Genomic DNA, 16,563 nt, shown 5'->3' on the forward strand with positions numbered 1-16,563 from the left:
TTGACCCGCTAGCCAAGACTCTGGAACTAATTTATGTAGGGTTAATCATGAAAAATCAAGATCATAGCATCACTATTAACGGCGTCCCCATACAAGATGAAGACATCGAATACGCGAGCCGTTCCCTGAAAGCGGCCTCTCATCCTTTACGCTTGAAAATCATGTGTTTACTGGAAAACACTGAAATGACCGTGCAGGAAATTGTCGATAGTGTCGGCACAACACAGAGTAACATTTCCCAACACCTTGGGTTAATGCGTGACAAGGGCTTGTTGTCTTCACACCGGGTTGCCAACCGGGTTTACTATCGTCTTGCTGAATCCCGCCGTGCCCTGCTGAGGGCTTGCTCTTCTCTGAAATAAATTCATTCTATCAATATTATTTGCCTATTCATCCTGATTATGGTTGTCTGGAAAAGTGTGTGTGCTCCAGAATATGCACTACACTCAGATAAATAAATGCTACATCTTTATGCAAAATCAAGGAAAAATAATGAATACGCAGTATCTAACCCTAGCTAGTCTTGGCAAAAATCATTGGTGGCGCTACCTGCTGGGTCTGTTACTGATTATCTTTTTTTGGCAGATTCTGGGGGTCATCCCGTTAGGAATCATGGTGGTTATGTTGCTGGGGGATGATAACCCCGCTACCGATGTTGATTTGAATACCTTGCATTTTACAGGCATTGACAGCTTGTGGCCGTATCTGGCGATTAATTTTACCTTGTTGGCAATGCTGTTAGGGGTGTTCTTGGCTGTGCGTTTTTTGCACAATCGACATTTTATCAGCTTGCTGACACCGCTTGCCACTGTTGACTGGAAGCGCATTCTCGAAGGGTTTACGGTCTTTTTTGTGTTGATTGCCAGTGCCGCCGCCGTGGAAGTCTGGCTTAAGCCGGGAGTCTTCCAAATGACTTTTGACCCTAAGCAATTCCTGATTTTTTTGCCGATTGCCTTGGTGGTGACGCCCCTTCAGGCTGCCGCAGAGGAGCTGTTTTTCCGGGGTTATGTGATGCAGAGCTTGGGCTTGTGGAGTCGTCGGGCGTTTGTGCCGGTGCTGGGGTCTTCCTTGCTGTTCATGGCGGCGCACTTGACCAACCCGGAGGTGGGGGAAGATATATATTTGATCCCGCTGTTGTATCTGTTGATGGGGTTGTTTTTGGCGATTATTACGGTGAAAAGCAATTCGCTGGAACTGGCGATTGGAGTACATGCTGCCAATAACCTGTTTGCGGTACTGATTATGAATTATGCGAATTCAGCTTTGCCCGCACCATCACTGTTCATGGCTGAGAAGGTTGACCCGCTGTCCAGTCTGGTGAGTTTTGTAGTGGTAGCAGCGCTGTTTTACTGGGTGGTGTTTGTGTGGCGTAAAGCAAATCTGCTGGGGCAACCACAGTAAGTGAATTGCCCCGATTTGCAGGTTAAACCTTAGGGGTTTTAGGTTTCACAGGCTTTTTGACGGCAGGTTTCTTGGCCGCTTGCGGCGCTGGAGCAGCCTTGGGCGTTTTTGCTGAGGCTTCAGGCAAGATAGTGGCCTCTAGTACGGGTGTCGCCTCTCCCAAACGGGATTTGACATAAGTCCCCGGTGCGTTTTCAATGACAGCTAGTTTGCCAGACCCAGGTTGACGGGCATCAACTTGTTCATTGTTGGCGAGGGTGCGTACCCAGCTATCCCATTCTGGCCACCAGGAACCTGCGTTGATTTGGGTGTTTGCTAACCAAGCATCTGGGTTTTCTGGCAGCTCGTTGCTGACACGGTAGTTGTACTTGTTGGCGGCAGGCGGGTTAACGATACCCGCAATATGACCGGAACCACCCAGGATAAAACGTACATCACCGCCAAACAAGCGAGCACCGGCGTAGGTGGATTTCCACGGAGCAATGTGGTCTTCGAGGGTGGAAATGAAGCAGGCAGGCACGTCAATGGTACTCAGATCCAGTTCTACACCTTCCACGCTCAGAGCTTTAGGTTGGCAAAGCTTGTTGTCTTTGTAGAGGTTGCGCAAATACCAGGAATGCATTTTGGCAGGCATCCGGGTGGAGTCTGAGTTCCAATACAGCAAGTCAAACGGACGCGGGTCATTCCCCAACAGGTAGTTATTGACGTAGAACGACCAGATCAGGTCATTAGCACGTAACAGGTTGAAGGCACCTGACATAGTGCTGCCATCCAGATAACCCTGTTCGTTCATTTGGGCTTCGATGTTGCTGATTTGGATTTCATCAATGAACAGTCCCAGTTCGCCGGGTTCGGAAAAGTCCAACATGGTGGTGAAGAAGGTCGCGCTTTTGACGCGGTTATCACCTTTGGCTTTCAGGTAAGCGAGGGTGGAAGACAGCAAGGTTCCGCCGATGCAGTAGCCGATGAGGTTCATATCGGCTTCACCGGTATCGCACTCCACCGCATCCATCGCGGTGATAACGGCCTGTAGGTAGTCTTCAAAGCCGGTGTCAGCGTAGGTTTCGTCCGGGTTGACCCATGACATGACGTAAACGGTATGGCCTTGATCTACCAGCCACTTGAGCATGGAGTTTTTGGGTTGCAGGTCGAGAATGTAGAACTTGTTGATCCACGGTGGCACGATCATCAAGGGGCGCTTGAGGACTTTTTCGGTGCTCGGTGTGTACTGGATCAACTGGAACATGCGGTTCTGGAACACGACTTTGCCGGGTGTGGCTGCGACGTTTTCCCCCAGTTTGAAGGCTTTGGTGTCGGTCATGCGGATGCGCAATTGACCATTCCCGGCTTCGAGGTCTTCCAGCATGTTTTTCAAGCCGTGTACCAGATTTGCACCTTTGGTTTCACGGATTTTTTCCAGTACCGCCGGGTTAGTCATGGCGAAATTGGTGGGTGAGATGGCATCTAACCCGCGTTCGGTGAAAAATTTTACCCGTTCGGCGGTACGCTCATCCAGCCCTTCGGCAGAGGCTACCAGTTTGCGCGTCCAATCGGACATCAGCAGGTAAGACTGTTTGATCATGTCGAAGGCAGGTTTGTTTTCCCAGTCTTCATGGCTAAAACGGCGGTCTGATTTGGCTGTTTCCATGACTTTAGGCGCGGCTTGACCGCTTATGAAGCTTTGCATGGCTTGTTGAGTCAGCTCCATCGACTTTTGCCAGAAAGCCATATTGGTTTCGATGAGTTTTTCCGGGTTTTTGGCGATGGCTTCTGCCCAGTCACTGTAAGCTGTTTTCAGGTTGAAGGGGTCAAGGTTCATGTTTTCGTGGGCTTTGCTGAAACCCGCCATGACTTCTTCAACCTGCTTGAAATTGTCCTGCATTTCTTTGGTCACTGAGGCATAGCCTAGCGCACCGATATCGGCTTGGTTATCCGCAGCCTGTTTGTTGTCGGCCATGTGTGTCTCCTTTGGTAGTGGTCTCTGATTTTGGTTGTGGTGCTGCGATGTTATGTTATGGTTTTAATCGTAAATACTGGGTTTGATGGACATCCATCACGTTGTTTTCCCAGCCGCTCAGTTTTGGGCTGATCAAGTGCTGAGTGGTATTGTAGTAGATAGGAATGATGGGTGTATCGGCCAGCAGGATGCGTTCGGCCTGTTCCAGCGCTTCGCGGCGCTTGTTTGTGTCGCTTTGGGTTTCGGCTTCCTGCATCAGGCGGTCGTATTCGGGGTTGTTGTAACCGGCGGTGTTCATTTCACCCACATCAGATTTGAACAGGCTGAGGAAGGTGTGGGCATCGTTGTAATCGCCGACCCAGCTTGAACGCACGACCTGAAACTGCTTTTGCTTGCGTGAGCTGAGGTAGACTTTCCATTCTTCGTTACGCAGGCTGGTTTTGACGCCGAGTACTTGTTTCCACATGGCAGCGATGGCAATGGCGAGTTTTTTGTTGTTGTCGCTGGTGTTGTAGAGGATTTCTAGCTCCAGCGGTTTGTCCGCGCCATAGCCACTTTCGGCGTACAGCGATTGCGCCAGTTGGGTGCGGGCGGCTTTATCCAGCGATTTTTCTTCCATGTTTTGCTGGGTGTAGTGGTCAACGGGTGGAACCCAGCCCCATGCCGGAATTTCGCCCGATTGGGTGATTTTGTCGGTGAGGATGTCGCGATCCAGTGCCAGTGACAGGGCGCGGCGCAATTTGGGGTTGCCCTTGAAGGCGGGATTTTCCAGATTGAGCGCGTAGTAATACGTGCCAATGTAAGGCGTGCTGCGGAAGTCGGCGGGGAAATCTTTTTCCACGGTTTTGATTTGGTCGGCGGGCACGTCGTAGGTGATGTCGATTTCCCCGGCACGGTAACGTTTGAGTTCGCTGCTTTGGTCTTCGGTAGGGATGTAGTACACGCTGTCGATATTTACCTCGGCGGCACGGCGGTAATGCGGGTTTTTCACCAGTTTGATGTGGTCTTGTGGAATCCATTCGCTTAGGCAGTAAGCGCCGTTGCAGCGGATATTTTCCGGCTTGATCCAGTCCTTGCCTGATTTTTCAATGGCTTGCTTGGGGGCGGGGTAGGCCATTGGGTGCATCAACATGCCGAGGAAATAGGGCGTGGGCGCTTTGAGGTTGATTTCCAGCGTGTGCGGGTCAATGGCTTTGACGCCGATTTGTGCTGGGTCTTTTTGCTCGCCTTTGCTGAAGGCTTCCGCGCCTGCAATCGGCCAGAGGATGAAGGCGTAGTCGGAAGCTGTTGCCGGGTCAAGGGCGCGATGGTAGGCGTAGACGAAATCGTCAGCGGTGACGGGTGTACCATCCGACCACTGGCTGTCGTTACGCAGGTGGAAGGTGTAGCGTTTGCCGTCGGCGCTGATTTCCCATTTTTCGGCGACTCCGGGCTGGAGTTTGCCGAATGCGTCTTCGGTCACGAGTCCTTCAAACATGTCACGCTGGATATTCGCTTCGGAAACCCCGGAGGATTTATGGATGTCGAGGGTTTCCGGTTCAGTGCCATTACCGCGTTTCAGCACGGTTTCAGCCAGTACAAACGGGCTGTAGAGCAGGCAGAGGGCAAGTAACAAGCGTGGCAATTTGCGCATGAGTTTTTCCTGTCGTTGAGGGAGCAAACACTATAACACAGGCTATTCCCCTAATGCCCGTGAGCGCATCAGTGAACGCATTAGCGGAAAGCCGAGTGAGGCGGTGAGGCGTTCGGCAGTGTCTTTTAAGGAACGGGTGGTTTGGAAATCGGGTACTTTGCCCGCCAGAATCACCCAGTTTTTGCTACCGGTGAGTACGGTGCGGATGTCAGCAAAGTGCAGGCGCAAGGCGTCGCGCAGCAAGGGGTCTTCGCGGTGTTCTGTCCAGCAATTCAGCACCAACCAGCCATCTTCCTTGAGTGCATCGGCACAGCGGGCGATGAAGTCGGTGCGTAATTGCACCTGATCCACCCCGTCGCCGTGGTAAAGGTCGGCAAATACCACATCCACTTTACGCAGCTCATTGCTGTTCAGGAAGTCATCGGCATCTTGCTGGATGATTTGCAGGCGTTTGCTGCGCGGCATCTGGAAATAGCGGTGTGCCAATTCGATCACGGTGGCGCGTAATTCCACGGCGGTGATGTGAATGCCGGGAATGTGGCGGTGTAAAGCTGTGACCAGACTGCCGCCGCCCAAGCCTAGAATCAGTACCCGTTTCGGTTGGCAAAATAGTAGCACCAGCAACATGGCTTGGGTGTATTCGTATTGCAGTACGTGGGGGGTGGCTTTCAAACAACGGCTTTGCTCATCGTTGGGTGCAAAGGCTAGAATGCGGCATTCGCCATCGTCGAGTACCGTGATGGAGCCGAATTCATCGTCGCTGTGGTGTAAGGTTTGTATCATGGCGTAAACGTATCACAAGTGTGTGACTAAAAGGAGCAAGGAAATGTCATTGGGGCCAGTGATGCTGGATGTGGCAGGTACTGAATTGAGTGCCGAAGATCGTGAATTATTGCAGCACCCGGCCGTGGGTGGCGTGATCCTGTTTGCGCGTAATTACCAGAACCCGACACAGCTTGCGGCGTTGACGGCGAGTATCCGGGCGCTACGTGAGCCGCATTTGCTGGTGGCGGTGGATCAAGAAGGCGGGCGGGTGCAACGTTTCCGTGAAGGTTTCAAGCGTTTGCCACCAGCGGGGTATTACGCGGCTTTGTACCAACAGTCACCTATTGCGGCAGGTCAGGTTGCGCAGCGCATGGGCTGGTTGATGGCCGCCGAGTTGCAGGCGGTGGGGGTGGATTTCAGCTTTGCCCCAGTGCTGGATATTGACCGGGGTTTAAGTCGGGTCATCGGCGACCGTGCCTTTGGTGAGCAAGCGCAAACGGTGAGCGATTTGACCGGGGCGTGGATGCAGGGGGTGCGGCTGGCGGGCATGGTGTCGGTCGGTAAACATTTCCCCGGTCATGGTGGGGTGACGGCCGATTCGCACGAGGCTTTGCCGTGTGACGAGCGCAGTTTTGAAACGCTGTGGCAGGAAGATATGTTGCCGTTTGGGCATTTGATCGCTCAGGGCTTGGAAGCGGTGATGCCCTCCCACGTGGTTTACCCTTGTGTGGATGACGCACCAGCGGGATTTTCCAGCGCGTGGTTACAGACGATTTTGCGCGGGAAGATGGGGTTTCAGGGGGCGATTTTCAGCGATGCGCTGGATATGGCCGCAGCGGCGGCAGCCGGGGATTTTGTCGGGCGGGCGCAAGCAGCTTTGGCAGCAGGCTGTGACCAGTTACTGATGTGCAATAACCGTGCGGCAGCCGTGACGGTGGTAGAAGCGTTGGCGGATTACCGTGACCCGGCAGCACAGGCACGCTTGGCGCGTTTATACAGCCGCCATTTCACCCCGCTGGTACAAGTGCAACAGCATCCGTATTGGGCAGAAGCTGAAACGGTGTTGGAACAATTTGCGGCTTACAGTGTGTCGGGTGTGACCTTGGCGTATGACCCTACCACACGCGGCGGAACGGTGTTGTAGGTAGGAAGATGTGAAGCTTACTCTTTGAGTTTGATGAGCAAGCTGCCTTCTTGAACATGGATGTCTTCAACACCAGCGGCGAATGACTGCCAGAAACCGGCATTGCTGCCAAACTCATTGACCAGATCAACGTTTTTTAGGTTGCCTAGCCAAGCGTTAGGTACGGGGACTCCCCAGACGCTGACGCCTTTGAGTTTGACGATGGGGTGACCATTGGCATAGGCGAGTTCTATGCCAGCGTTCACTTTGAGGGTTTTGCCGCCGATAAACGGGAAGTCTGGGTCGAGTGGCAGCAGGATTTTGGCACTGGCGAGATTGTCAGCAAGGTCGATCACAGCCTTTTCGCCCATGTCGGTGTTTGTTGCCAATAAGGCATTCAGCTCTTTTTCGGTGAGGGCAATTTCGCGTTTCGCCCCGATCTCGGTATAAGGTTCCGGTTTCAGGTCGGGGGTGGGTGTGCTTGCCATCAGCTCAGGCAGGCCAATTTGCTGGAGCTTGCGTTCCAGTACGGAGGTTTCCTGGGTATTCAGGGTGACGGGCTGAAAAGGTTTGGGGAACAGGAAATACTGTACTACCCACAGCGTGACGCTGACGGAGATGAATACCGTCAGCAATATCAGCCCTATTAAGTGCAAACACCCAATCTTATGTTCTGAACTTGTGCTCATTTATGCTCCAGCAAGAATAATGTACGAGCCTGTTGAGGCTGGGTCATTGTCATTGTTAGCATTTAGCATAAAACGTCTGGCTGGGTTTATGGAAATCTGCCAGAGTCTATTATTTAACGATTAACGGGCGGTAGTATGTCGGAATTTGATCTAATCCGCGAATACTTTTTGTGGGACGCATCCCCTGATACGACGGTGCGGATCAGCGTTGGTGATGATGCTGCGGTGTTGAGGATACCACTGGATAAAGAACTGATTATTTCTGTTGATACCCTCAATGAAGGAATCCATTTCCCAGTAAAAACCCCACCCCATGCTATTGGGTACAAGGCGCTGGCGGTCAACCTCAGTGATCTTGCGGCGATGGGGGCACAACCTGCTTGGTTTACCTTGGCGTTGTCAATGCCGGTTGCTGACACGGTTTGGGTTGGCGAATTTACACGCGGAATGCGCGAGCTGGCACAACAACACGGTATTTTCCTGATAGGCGGGGATACCACTCGTGGGGCGTTGAGCATCACCCTGCAAGTGATGGGGCTGGCAGCGCCGGGCAAGGCATTATTACGCAGTGGGGCGCAACACGGCGACCTGATTTGTGTGTCAGGGACGCTGGGGGATGCAGCAGCCGGGTTGGCGGTAGTACAAAACCGTTTGGCTTTGGCGGCAGAGGCGGCGGAGTACTGCGTCCAACGCCTGAATTATCCGACAGCACGCTTGGGATTGGGAAATGTGTTGCAGGGCAGGGCAACCGCCTGCATGGATATTTCTGACGGTTTGTTAGCTGATCTGGGGCATTTGCTGAAAGCATCGGGGGTAGGTGCGCGTTTGCACCACGCTTTGCTGCCGGTTTCACCCGCATTGACCAGCGTTGCGCTTGATCAACGACTGGACTTTGCACTCAGGGGGGGGGACGATTATGAGTTATTATTTACCTTGCCCAAAACCTTGTTAGCTGTTGTGCGGCAAGAGGCGTCCAAACAGAAAATTGGGGTTACCGTCATTGGGGAAATCGACGCGCAGCAGGTTGATTTACAGCTAGATTACGCTTTTTCCGATAAGCGGTGTGGATACGAACATTTTTCTTGAGAATGGCATCTTGTGTTGGAACCTTTGCAAACATACCATGGTCTATCAAAATAACAATCACTTAGGGCCTTGAATATGAAAAACAATATGAAAGTGGGAGCTGCCGCGCTGACTTTGGCAGTATTGATGTCTGGTTGCGCACCTGTCCCAGGAACGGCTCCTCAGGCGGGCACGACCACAGGTGGTAATTACAACACCAATGGTTATGGGGCAACGGCTCCAGCGGCGGGCACTGATTACGGTTATAACACCGGGACAGCAGCCAATACCGGTACAACCTCTAGCGCCTCTTACTTTGATAATGGAGCGAGCGCGGCTCCTAGTTATGGTGCAGCACCTGCTCCTAGTTATGGCGCAACGGCAACACCTACGAGCAGTAGTTACTACGACTACGCTGCACCCGGCTCAAGTGGCGGTACTGCCAGCAACTCGATAGGTGGTGCTTACGCCGTACAGGTATTGGCCAGCGGCAACAGCGGTACGGCTGAGTCCATGCGTGGTCAGATGCAGTCGATGGGCTTTAATGCGGTGGTTGATCAGGTCGGAGGTTATTACAAGGTGCGTGTACCGTTCAGCAGCGAAAGTGAAGCAAAATCCAACTTGGGGCGTATCCGTTCCAGTGGCGCACCGGATGCTTTCTATACTGTCCGTTAAATAGTGGTGTAAGCATTAATGCATTCTTAGAATGCCTCCATTAATGGGGGCATTTGGCATTTCGTAGCATCAATTACCCCGCTCTTCCGTTTGCTCTACACTTTATGTTTAGGTAAATGCTAAAAATCGTTATATATAAGTCATATGAGATTTTTATCCGTCATGTTCAGGATCACTACATTCTACCCCGCACTCATTGCCTTGCTGCTGTTGGCAAGCGGAACAGTGCAAGCGGGTTTATACCGCTGGGTTGATGATGCGGGTGGTGTCCATTATTCGGATGTCGTGCCTGCCAGCGTCGAAAAACACGGACACAGCGAACTCAACAAGCAGGGCATGACCGTTGAAACTTTCCCCGCCGCACCCAGCCCGGCAGACATTGCCGCTGCGAAACGCGGTGAGACGCTGGCACAACTGCGCGATGCCTTGGATAACCAGCAGCAGGAGCAAGATAACCACCTGCTGGCTAATTATACGGATACGACTGAGCTGGAAACGGTATTCAACAGCAAGCTGACGGTGTTGGACAAGAATACCCGTTCGATTGCGGAACGTCGCCAGTCACTGAAGAGCAAGCTGGCGACAGTCAAAGCACAACTGGACAAGGTTGAGGAAGCTGCCCAGCGTGAAAAGCTCAATAGCTATGTTCTGGAAGCGGAAAACACGCTGACCGCTTACGATTACGCCTTACAGGAAAACCAGACCGAGCAAGACCGTTTACGTCAGGGTTATGAAAAAGACCATGAGCGCCTGAGCAAATTGCTCAACGAGTCACCATCGTCCCAACACCCAGATCCGTCAAAAGCTCCAGCAATACTGCGTGCGGCACTCGACCGTCAATAATACTGGCACTTTTTGCCCCGGCAGCAATCGCATCCGTGGCGCAAGCGAGTTTGGGTAACATACCACCCTGAATCGTGCCATCCGCTATAAGATCCTGAATATCTTGCTGGCTCAAGACTTCCAGCAAAGTGCCTTCTTTATTGAGGACGCCCGGTGTATTGGTCAGCAACAGCAAGCGTTCGGCATTCAGCACTTCAGCCATTTTACCCGCTACGATGTCAGCATTGATATTGTAACTGGTGCCATCTTCACCCACGCCAATCGGGGCAATGACCGGGATAAAACGGTCTTCTTCCAGCATCCTGACGACGCTAGCATCAATGTTGGTGATTTCACCCACGTGACCAAGATCGATGATTTCGGAGGGCTGGTTTTCCTGGGCTTTGCGTTCCAGTACCAATTTGCGGGCAAGGATCATATTGCCGTCTTTGCCGGTCAAGCCGATGGCGCGTCCGCCTGCCTGATTGATCATGCTGACGATTTGTTTGTTGACCAGCCCGCCCAGCACCATTTGCACCACATCCATGGTTTCGGCATCGGTGACGCGCATCCCGTCAACGAAATGACTTTCCTTGCCAATCTGTTTCAGCAAGTTACCGATTTGAGGGCCACCGCCGTGGATCACCACCGGGTTGATGCCGACCTGTTTCAATAGCACGATGTCGCGGGCGAAACTCTGTTGCAAAGCCGGGTCGGTCATGGCATTGCCACCGTATTTGACTACGATGGTTTTGCCTGAGTATTTCTGAATGTAAGGCAGCGCCTCCATCAGGATGGCGGCAGTATTATTCGGGCTGTTCGTCGTCATGTTTGATATAGACCTTGTAGTTGTCCTTGAAGTCGCGCAAGTTGTCGCCGAGCATGTGGCGGAACTGTTTGCTGAGGTAGTCCATCGTGTCATCAGCGTCGGCGATGAACTCTTTGCGGTCAAGGGAGGTAGCCGCGACACCGAAGGTATTGAAACGGGCGGCGGCATACAGCATGGCTGCACCGACTTTGCCTAAATCGCAGGTTTCGACAGAACTGTTGGCTAGATCAATGAATTTTTCCGCAAGATCCCAGAATTCGGGGTCATTATCTTGCGGATTGGCGGGTTTCTTGCTCATGTAATGCACATCCTTGGGGAGTTAGGCAGCAAGATTAAAACGGCAGTGCCTCCGGGGTCAATTGTAGGCGTTGAATATCTGCACGGAACAGGGCGCGGATGTCTTCCAGTCGCCCCGGTGTATCGGCCTCAAAGCGTAAGGTAATGCTAGGGCTGGTGTTGGATGCACGTGCCAAGCCCCAGCCGTCGGCGTATTCCGCCCGCATCCCGTCGAGGGTAATCAGGCGTTGCGCTTGCAACTGCTGGTCTTGCATCCAGATCGCCATGACCGCCGTGGCGGCTTCGTAGGAGGCAAAGCGCAGTTTGTGTTCCGGGGTGCTAAAGCCTTCGGGGATGCGGGCAAAGACGTCTGCCGGGCTGGCGGTTTCCTGTGCAAGGATTTCCAGCAAGCGAGCGGCGATGTACATGCCATCATCGTATTCCATGCCCCGGTCGCGCAGCACGATATGCCCGCTGAATTCGCCACCCAATACCGCGTCGTGTTCACGGATGTATTTTTTCAACAGGGAATGCCCGCTGATGCACATGCCAGGAATGCCGCCTGCGTCATGGATGGCTTTATCCAGCCGATAGGTGCATTTCACGTCATAAGCCACTACCCGCCCCGGCTGTTCAGGCAAGACGCTTTGCGCCAACAGGGTCAGGATGCGGTCAGGCCAGAGGATATGCCCGTCGCCATCCACCGCAATCAGGCGGTCGCCATCACCATCAAAGGCGATGCCAATGTCCAGGGCTTGTTCCCGCACCAATGTTTGCAGGGCTTGCAGGTTGGCGGGCTGGGTCGGGTCGGGTGAGTGGTTGGGGAAGTTGCCGTCTACGTCGCAAAACAGGGGGTGTACGTCGCAGCCGATGTCCCGGAACAGTTGTTCCGCCAAGAGTGCCGTCGCGCCATTGCCGCAGTCTACCCCGATGCGTAAACGCCGTTGCAGGTGGATTTGCTGGCAGACTGCTTGCTGGTAGGCGGGCAGGATAGGTGCGGTTTGCAGCTTGCCCGCGTGGGGTTGATGCCAGAGTTCACCCCGGATAATGCGTTCGTAGAGATTCTGGATTTGTTCGTTGTATTGGCATTCGCCATTGATGACGATTTTGATGCCATTTTCGTTGGGTGGGTTATGGCTGCCGGTAATCATCACGCCATGCGGGGCAAGGCCGGATTGCACTGCAAAATACAGCACCGGTGTTGGCAACATGCCCAGATCGGTGACGTGGCAACCCGCTTGCAACAAACCTTCCGTGACTGCTTGCGCTAATGTTGGGCTGGAAAGTCTCCCATCACGTCCGAGTACGACAGATTGGGTGCCCATGTCGCGTAATTGTGAGCCAATGGCTTGCCCAATCAGGCGCACGCTGTGTTCGGTGAGGTTGTCGGCATACACACCGCGCACGTCATAGGCACGAAACAATGAATGCGCAATCGGGGAGTGTGGGATAGTCATAGCTTAGCTCCTTCCTGAGTGTCCGAAGCCGCCTGCGCCGCGTTGTGATTGATTGAAGTCTTCCACTTGCTGCAAGGCAACTTGTACTACGGGGACAAATACCAGTTGGGCAATGCGTTCGCCCGGCTGGATGGTGAAACTGTCGTTGCCGCGATTCCAGCAAGAAATGAATAACTGCCCTTGGTAGTCGGAGTCGATCAGGCCAACCAGATTACCGAGCACAATGCCGTGCTTATGCCCAAGGCCGGAGCGCGGCAAAATCACGGCTGCAAGGCTGGGGTCGCCAATGTGAATGGCGATGCCGGTAGGAATCAGCGTGGTATCACCGGGGTTTAGGGGAATGGCTGCATCCAGACAGGCACGTAAATCCATACCGGCAGAGCCCGTGGTGGCGTAGTCAGGCAGGGGGAATTCGCTGCCGATACGGGGGTCGAGGATTTTGTATTCAATCGTTGCCATGAGCCTGTTTCCGTTGCTTGTATTGTGCCGCTACCAGTTGCATGAGTGCTTCGGCGAGCTGTTGTTTGTCCATTTCTGGCAGGGAGGTATGACCGTCTTTCCAGACCACTTCCAGCGCATTGGTGGGCTGGTCAAAGGCTTTACCGCCAGCGACAGAATTGGCGGCAATCATGTCAATGTTTTTGCGTTCCAGTTTACTGCGGGCGTAAGTCATCAGGTCGTGGGTTTCAGCGGCAAAGCCGACAGTAAACAGGTGCGGGTATTCCTGCTTGATTGTAGCCAGAATATCGGTGGTACGTTTCATTTCAAGATGAAGGGTGTCGGCATTCTTCTTGATTTTCCGGTCAGCGACTGCTGTGGGGGTATAATCGGCAACGGCGGCGGTGGCGATAAACAAGTCGGCTTGCCTGGCTTGTTCGCAAGTGGCCTTGAGCATGTCGGCTGCTGATTCGGTAATCATGCGTTGCACACCGGGGGGGCATTCCAGCGCTACGTGCCCGGAAACTAGCATGACGTTTGCGCCCATGCGTGCTGCTGCCCGTGCTACAGCGTAACCCATTTTGCCGGAGCTGCGGTTGGTGAGGAAACGTACCGGGTCAATGGCTTCACGGGTGGGGCCTGCGGTGATCAGTACCTGCACGCCGTGCAGCAAGGCACTGCTGGCACTGCCGTTTTCCAGTTCGCGTACCACATCAGCGGGTTCCAGCATCCGCCCAAAGCCGGTATCACCACACGCTTGCACCCCTTCGGCGGGGCCGAATACGTTGATGCCGCGTTCTTTGAGGGTGTGGATATTGTGCTGGGTCGCGCTGTTTTTCCACATTTGCTGGTTCATGGCGGGGGCGACTGCCAGCGTTGCGGTGGAAGCGAGGCAAACCGTGCTCAGCAAATCATCTGCCATGCCCCACGCTAAACGCGCCAGCGTATTCGCGGTGGCGGGTGCTATCAGGATGATGTCTGCCCAACGCGCCAACTCAATATGTCCCATGCCCATTTCGGCTTGTGGGTCGAGCAGTTGGGTGTGCACCGGGTTGCCGGAAAGTGCCTGCATGGTTAACGGGGTAATGAAGGCTTGCGCGGATTCGGTCATGCACACCCGCACGTTTGCGCCTTGTTTTACCAGCAGACGTAGCAGCTCGGCGGATTTGTAGGCCGCGATGCCGCCACTTATCCCTAAAAGGATGTTTTTACCAGTGAGGAGTGACATAAGATTTGTTTTCTAAATCCCTATAAATGTGCATAAAAAAAGCGAACTATTATGGCAATTACTGACTGGCCGCTTGAAGACCGACCCCGCGAGAAGTTGATGTCACGTGGCGCACAAGCGCTATCCGATGCTGAATTGCTGGCTATTTTCCTGCGGGTCGGTGTCAAGGGCAAAACCGCCGTTGACCTCTCGCGGGAGTTGTTACAAACGTTTGGTAGTCTACGTCAATTATTTGATGCAGACGCACAAAATTTTTGTGCAACGCACGGTATGGGGGAAGCCAAATACGTGCAACTGCAAGCCGTGCTGGAAATGTCGCGGCGTTATCTGGGTGAGAAAATGCGCCGTGGCGACGCCTTGACGGACCCGGATGCAGTACGCTTTTACCTCACATCCAAATTGCGTGACTACCGTTTCGAGGTGTTCGCCTGCCTGTTTCTGGATAATCGTCACCGGGTAATCCAGTACGAGGAGCTGTTTCGTGGCACCATCGACGGAGCCAGTGTACACCCACGTGAGGTGGTGCGCCGTGCGCTGCATCACAATGCGGCTGCTATTATTTTCGCCCACAACCATCCCTCCGGTGTCGCTGAACCCAGTCAGGCGGATGAGCGGATTACCCAGAAACTCAAGGATGCCTTGCACCTGATTGATGTACGGGTGCTGGATCATTTTGTGATCGGTGATCAAGTAGTGTCGTTTGCTGAGCGTGGGTTGTTGTAGAATAACCTTTTACTACCACCAAAAGGATTGAGCCGTGATTACAGCGGAACAGGAAAAACAAGTCAGCGGCGCAATGGAACTGTTGAGCGCCTATATCGCCAAGCCACCTTGGGAAGATTGGATGGTTGAAGTCTTCTCCGATGCCATTGCTTATGCTGCCGAAATGCTGGAGTTATCCGGTGACGAGGTGCTGGACTATCTCGAAGAAGAGCCGCTGGGGCAAATGTTGCATTCCCATGTGTTTGAGCATTTTGTCACGACTGAAACCAATGAAGACGGCGAAACCGTGCTGCAAGAATTTATCCGGGCGCGGGTACAGCAGGAAGAAAAGTCTTTCGCGTGCCAGTATCTGGAAGCGTTTGCCCACTCTGAGTTGGCGTTGTGGGAAGTCGTCGGCAAAGTCGGTAAAAAGGTTGAGGTGCGCCGCCTAGGTTCTGATGAACCGAGTGTATTGGCACAATTGGATGCTACCAATATTCCCACCAATATCTGCATTGCTTCGCGTTTGCTGAGCCTGCCGAATAACCAGTTTATTTTCAGCTTTGGCATGTTGCCGATTGAGCGGGCAGAGGCTGAAGAAATTTTGGCGTATCTGGATCAGGTGCGGGCGGAGATGCTGGAAACGGCTCAAAGCGAAGAGGGGTTAGAACATGATGTCGCTGATGTTCAGGACGCGATTACTGAAGAGTTAACCGACGTGATGTTCCACGAAACCTTGACGGCGTGGATCGGTCAGGGCTTTGAAAGCTAGGCACAAAAGAAAAGAGCCACCAATGGTGGCTCTGAAAACGTTATTTTAATTCTGTGGGTTGTGTCATGGTTTACTACGTTATCACAACTCTGTGAAGTGCTTGTATTCCTCCTAGCTGGCTCGGTGAGCTTCTCCAGTACAAGCACCGTAGACAGTATAATAAGGTAGGTTCACCCTTGCCTACTGGTGTGAAAGCCAGTGTTTGCAAGGGTGTGCCCTAGATGACGCCTAGAACGGGATGTCGTCATCGAAGTCTTCAAAGTTATTGGAGTTATTGCTGCCACCACTCGATGCCGGTGCGCTGCCACCGGAGTAACCACCGCCTGTATTACCCTGATTGCCGCGAGGTGCTGGGGAATCTTCGTAATGACCTGATTCCATACCACCACCCGGACGCCCGCCCAGCATTTGCATGTCAGAAGCGACAATTTCAGTAGAGTAATGTTTCTGGCCGTCCTTTTCCCATGAGCGCGTTTTCAGGCTGCCTTCAATGTAGACTTGTTGGCCTTTACGCAAGTATTTGCCTACCACATCTGCCAAGCCCCGGAAAAATACGACGCGATGCCATTCGGTAGCTTCTTTTTTCTCGCCGGTATTTTTGTCTTTCCAGGATTCATTGGTGGCGACGCTGATATTCGCCATCGCATCGCCGCTGGGCATGTATTTCATTTCAGGGTCTTTGCCGACCGTGCCGACCAGAATAACTTTGTTGATACCTCGTGCCATATTCG

18 protein-coding genes are annotated in these 16,563 nt (G+C 53.1%); 8 read left to right on the forward strand and 10 right to left on the reverse strand.

What is annotated here, in order from left to right; genetic code table 11:
* Positions 1 to 47 precede the first annotated feature (47 nt).
* Together J9253_RS04785 and J9253_RS04790 are read left to right on the forward strand one after the other, a co-directional pair.
* Positions 48 to 362 carry an ArsR/SmtB family transcription factor gene (locus J9253_RS04785; RefSeq protein ID WP_051542552.1) on the forward strand — a complete coding sequence of 105 codons (315 nt, stop codon included), beginning with the start codon at positions 48 to 50 and terminating at the stop codon, positions 360 to 362.
* A 130-nt stretch (positions 363 to 492) separates the two neighbouring features.
* Positions 493 to 1,401, forward strand: coding sequence for a CPBP family intramembrane glutamic endopeptidase (locus J9253_RS04790; protein WP_210223536.1), 909 nt, complete (start codon positions 493 to 495; stop codon positions 1,399 to 1,401).
* Between the two features lie 22 nt (positions 1,402 to 1,423).
* Here the strand turns inward: J9253_RS04790 and J9253_RS04795 are convergent, their stop codons facing one another.
* Genes J9253_RS04795 through J9253_RS04805 form a run of 3 tightly spaced genes read right to left on the reverse strand, consistent with a single transcriptional unit; the run spans position 1,424 to position 5,774 of the window.
* Positions 1,424 to 3,358: a PHA/PHB synthase family protein gene (locus J9253_RS04795; RefSeq protein WP_210223537.1), complete on the reverse strand. Its 1,935-nt coding sequence runs from the start codon at positions 3,356 to 3,358 to the stop codon at positions 1,424 to 1,426.
* A gap of 55 nt (positions 3,359 to 3,413) precedes the next feature.
* Positions 3,414 to 4,991 carry a peptide ABC transporter substrate-binding protein gene (locus J9253_RS04800; RefSeq protein ID WP_210223538.1) on the reverse strand — a complete coding sequence of 526 codons (1,578 nt, stop codon included), beginning with the start codon at positions 4,989 to 4,991 and terminating at the stop codon, positions 3,414 to 3,416.
* 42 nt (positions 4,992 to 5,033) lie between these two features.
* Positions 5,034 to 5,774 (reverse strand): spermidine synthase, encoded by a 741-nt coding sequence (locus J9253_RS04805; RefSeq protein WP_210223539.1) that lies wholly within the window; start codon positions 5,772 to 5,774, stop codon positions 5,034 to 5,036.
* Positions 5,775 to 5,817: 43 nt separating this feature from the next.
* Between J9253_RS04805 and nagZ the strand changes: the two genes are divergently transcribed.
* The gene (gene nagZ / locus J9253_RS04810) at positions 5,818 to 6,900 is read left to right on the forward strand and encodes a beta-N-acetylhexosaminidase (protein WP_210223540.1); all 1,083 of its coding nucleotides are present in this window, start codon (positions 5,818 to 5,820) and stop codon (positions 6,898 to 6,900) included.
* Positions 6,901 to 6,917: 17 nt separating this feature from the next.
* Here the strand turns inward: nagZ and J9253_RS04815 are convergent, their stop codons facing one another.
* The gene (locus J9253_RS04815; RefSeq protein ID WP_210223541.1) at positions 6,918 to 7,568 is read right to left on the reverse strand and encodes an arginine N-succinyltransferase; all 651 of its coding nucleotides are present in this window, start codon (positions 7,566 to 7,568) and stop codon (positions 6,918 to 6,920) included.
* A 135-nt stretch (positions 7,569 to 7,703) separates the two neighbouring features.
* On the opposite strand from J9253_RS04815, the gene thiL reads away from it, so the two are divergent.
* From thiL to J9253_RS04830, 3 genes are all read left to right on the forward strand, one after another.
* The gene (thiL, locus tag J9253_RS04820) at positions 7,704 to 8,654 is read left to right on the forward strand and encodes a thiamine-phosphate kinase (protein ID WP_210223542.1); all 951 of its coding nucleotides are present in this window, start codon (positions 7,704 to 7,706) and stop codon (positions 8,652 to 8,654) included.
* 75 nt (positions 8,655 to 8,729) lie between these two features.
* Complete coding sequence (locus tag J9253_RS04825) at positions 8,730 to 9,308, forward strand: SPOR domain-containing protein (RefSeq protein WP_210223543.1); 579 nt, start codon at positions 8,730 to 8,732, stop codon at positions 9,306 to 9,308.
* Between the two features lie 162 nt (positions 9,309 to 9,470).
* Complete coding sequence (locus tag J9253_RS04830; RefSeq protein WP_210223544.1) at positions 9,471 to 10,151, forward strand: DUF4124 domain-containing protein; 681 nt, start codon at positions 9,471 to 9,473, stop codon at positions 10,149 to 10,151.
* Here J9253_RS04830 and argB read toward each other — a convergent pair.
* The 5 genes from argB to coaBC are packed head-to-tail and all read right to left on the reverse strand — an operon-like array spanning position 10,072 to position 14,358.
* Complete coding sequence (argB, locus tag J9253_RS04835; protein WP_210223545.1) at positions 10,072 to 10,959, reverse strand: acetylglutamate kinase; 888 nt, start codon at positions 10,957 to 10,959, stop codon at positions 10,072 to 10,074. The two genes, J9253_RS04830 and argB, sit on opposite strands and share 80 nt — an antisense overlap.
* A complete protein-coding gene (locus tag J9253_RS04840; RefSeq protein WP_210223546.1) occupies positions 10,937 to 11,257 on the reverse strand; it encodes a DUF3144 domain-containing protein in 321 nt (106 codons plus the stop codon). The genes argB and J9253_RS04840 overlap by 23 nt, the downstream gene beginning before the upstream one ends.
* 34 nt (positions 11,258 to 11,291) lie before the next feature.
* Complete coding sequence (locus J9253_RS04845; protein WP_210223547.1) at positions 11,292 to 12,692, reverse strand: phosphomannomutase/phosphoglucomutase; 1,401 nt, start codon at positions 12,690 to 12,692, stop codon at positions 11,292 to 11,294.
* A 3-nt stretch (positions 12,693 to 12,695) separates the two neighbouring features.
* On the reverse strand, positions 12,696 to 13,151 hold the full coding sequence (gene dut / locus J9253_RS04850; protein WP_210223548.1) for a dUTP diphosphatase: 456 nt from the start codon (positions 13,149 to 13,151) through the stop codon (positions 12,696 to 12,698).
* On the reverse strand, positions 13,138 to 14,358 hold the full coding sequence (gene coaBC / locus J9253_RS04855; RefSeq protein ID WP_210223549.1) for a bifunctional phosphopantothenoylcysteine decarboxylase/phosphopantothenate--cysteine ligase CoaBC: 1,221 nt from the start codon (positions 14,356 to 14,358) through the stop codon (positions 13,138 to 13,140). The genes dut and coaBC overlap by 14 nt, the downstream gene beginning before the upstream one ends.
* Positions 14,359 to 14,409: 51 nt before the next feature.
* Between coaBC and radC the strand changes: the two genes are divergently transcribed.
* The gene (gene radC, locus J9253_RS04860; RefSeq protein WP_210223550.1) at positions 14,410 to 15,081 is read left to right on the forward strand and encodes a RadC family protein; all 672 of its coding nucleotides are present in this window, start codon (positions 14,410 to 14,412) and stop codon (positions 15,079 to 15,081) included.
* A gap of 34 nt (positions 15,082 to 15,115) precedes the next feature.
* The gene (locus tag J9253_RS04865) at positions 15,116 to 15,832 is read left to right on the forward strand and encodes a hypothetical protein (protein ID WP_210223551.1); all 717 of its coding nucleotides are present in this window, start codon (positions 15,116 to 15,118) and stop codon (positions 15,830 to 15,832) included.
* Positions 15,833 to 16,060: 228 nt separating this feature from the next.
* On the opposite strand, the gene ssb is transcribed toward J9253_RS04865, so the two are convergent.
* Positions 16,061 to 16,558, reverse strand: coding sequence for a single-stranded DNA-binding protein (ssb, locus tag J9253_RS04870; RefSeq protein WP_210223552.1), 498 nt, complete (start codon positions 16,556 to 16,558; stop codon positions 16,061 to 16,063).
* Positions 16,559 to 16,563: the final 5 nt, after the last annotated feature.

Source organism: Thiothrix litoralis (assembly GCF_017901135.1).
Classification (GTDB): Bacteria; Pseudomonadota; Gammaproteobacteria; order Thiotrichales; family Thiotrichaceae; genus Thiothrix; species Thiothrix litoralis.